We start from the raw sequence: 2,469 nt of genomic DNA on the forward strand, positions 1-2,469 counted from the left end.
GACAATATTTTTGAAAATGTAAGTTTTCAGATAGATACAGATTGGAAACTCGGTTTTATTGGAAGAAACGGACGCGGAAAAACTACTTTCTTAAATTTATTGCTTGGCAAATATGCGTATTCCGGCAATATAAGTTCTACAGTTAAGTTTGAGTATTTTCCTTATGATGTGGAAGATAAGAGTCTATATACAATTGAAGTAATGAAGAGTATTTGTACGGAATGTATGGATTGGGAGATTTTTCGTGAAATATCATTGCTTGATGTTCAAGAAGATGCTTTATATCGTCCGTTTAATACATTGTCAAATGGTGAGCAAACGAAGGTCCTTCTTGCAGCTTTATTCCTTACAGAGAGTTGTTTCCTGCTTATTGATGAACCTACAAACCATCTTGACATCGATGCACGTAATGTGGTGCAAAACTACTTGAAACGCAAGAAGGGGTTTATTTTGGTATCTCATGATAGAAGCTTACTTGATCAATGTGTTGACCATATACTATCTATCAATAAAACGAATATCGAAATCCAAAAGGGAAATTTTACTTCTTGGTGGGAGAACAAAACGTTACAAGATAATTTTGAACTGGCAGAAAACAAGAAACTCCTTAAAGAAATAGGAAGGTTGTCTTATGCAGCAAAACGTAGTTCAAACTGGTCAAATAAAGTAGAAAAAAGTAAAAATGGAACAACAAATTCTGGTTCAAAACTGGATAAGGGTTATGTTGGACATAAGGCTGCAAAAGCGATGAAACGTGCCAAAAATATTGAGTCAAGACATCAGGAAGCCGTTTTACAAAAATCAGAACTGCTCCACAACATTGAACAATATGATGACTTAAAAATTTCACCACTTGAATTTCACAAAGAGTGCTTAATAGAAGCGAATGATTTATCATTGTCTTATGGAGATAAAGAAGTATGCAGTAATCTTAATTTCAGAGTCAATATTGGTGATAGAGTTGCCATTATCGGAAAAAATGGGAGTGGTAAGTCTAGTATCCTAAAATTGATTAATGGAGATGATATTAAATTTACCGGAAATTTTATGCTAGCAAGTGGACTAAAAATTTCTTATATTTCGCAAGATACTTCATATTTAAAAGGTAATCTATCTGAATTTGCCTATAATAATAAGATCGATGAAACTCTATTTAAAACGATTCTTCGTAAACTGGATTTTAATAGAGAGCAGTTTGATAAGAACATGGTGGATTTTAGTGCTGGTCAGAAAAAGAAAGTACTAATTGCTAAAAGCCTTTGTGAAAGTGCACATTTGTATATATGGGATGAGCCATTGAACTATATTGATATTTTTTCACGTATCCAAATTGAAAAAATGATTTTGGAATATTGTCCTACACTATTGTTTGTGGAGCATGATGATGCTTTTTGCAATAACATTTGTACGAAAAATATTAATTTAGGTTTGTAGAGATTTTGAGTTGCCACAATAACTAAAAGATATTTACATGAAAGGGTGAAGAAATGTTAAAACAAAAAGAATTAATTGCAAACGTTAAGAATCTTACTGAGTCAGATGAACGAATTACAGCTTGTATGATGTATGGATCGTTTACCAAAGGAGAAGGTGACCAATACTCTGATATAGAGTTCTATATATTTTTGAAAGATAGTATAACCTCGAACTTTGATTCATCCAACTGGTTGTTTGACGTAGCTCCGTACTTGATGCTTTATAAAAATGAGTACGGAACAGAGGTAGTTATTTTTGATAATCTTATACGTGGGGAATTTCATTTCCTTTCTGAAAAAGATATGAACATAATCCCCTCGTTTAAAGATTCAGGTTATATTCCTGATACGAAGGCTATGCTTATTTACGATGAAACAGGGCAATTAGAAAATTATTTATCAGAGATAAGTGGTGCAAGACCAAATAGACTTACTGAAGAAAATGCTAATTTTTTGTTGTGTAATTTCTCTAATCTATGGTTGATGGGAATCAACGTTCTAAAAAGAGGAGAATATGCTCGTTCATTAGAACTCTTATCACAACTTCAAAAAAATACACTACAACTTATACGTATGGCAGAAAAAAATGCTGATAATTGGCTAAACATGAGTAAAAACCTTGAAAAAGAAATTAGCCTTGAAAATTATAAAAAGTTTGCAAAGACCACTGCTCGATTAGATAAGGTAGAATTATTTGAAGCCTATAAAAATTCTTTGCTATTAGTTATGGATTTGCAAAGTCACCTTATTGAACAATACAACTTAAAAGTTACACATGACATTTTAGAAAGATTGTTGAATTACATTAGTGAATAGGAGAGTAACGTTATTCACAGTATTGGGTACTGAAAATTAACAGCATACCTCAGTTTTTCAAAAAACAGCGAAGCCTATGGATATGTTCCCGTCTACCGATAGTGCAAAAAGTGTCGTGGATATGTTTCCGAGAACGGACATACACAAATGACATTCATTCTGTCCTCTCAATCCACGT

General features: G+C 32.7%; 2 protein-coding genes. Both read left to right on the forward strand.

The features are described 5' to 3' along the window. Positions 1-1,434, forward strand: a 1,434-nt coding sequence (gene lsa(E) / locus ACMZ6Z_RS09205) for an ABC-F type ribosomal protection protein Lsa(E) (RefSeq protein WP_416132233.1), incomplete at its 5' end; no start/stop codon positions are given. A gap of 53 nt (positions 1,435-1,487) precedes the next feature. Then, positions 1,488-2,291: a lincosamide nucleotidyltransferase Lnu(B) gene (gene lnu(B) / locus ACMZ6Z_RS09210; protein WP_002294514.1), complete on the forward strand. Its 804-nt coding sequence runs from the start codon at positions 1,488-1,490 to the stop codon at positions 2,289-2,291. The last annotated feature ends 178 nt before the right edge of the window (positions 2,292-2,469 follow it).

It is taken from the genome of Streptococcus pluranimalium (assembly GCF_047785705.1).
GTDB lineage: Bacteria > Bacillota > Bacilli > Lactobacillales > Streptococcaceae > Streptococcus > Streptococcus pluranimalium_A.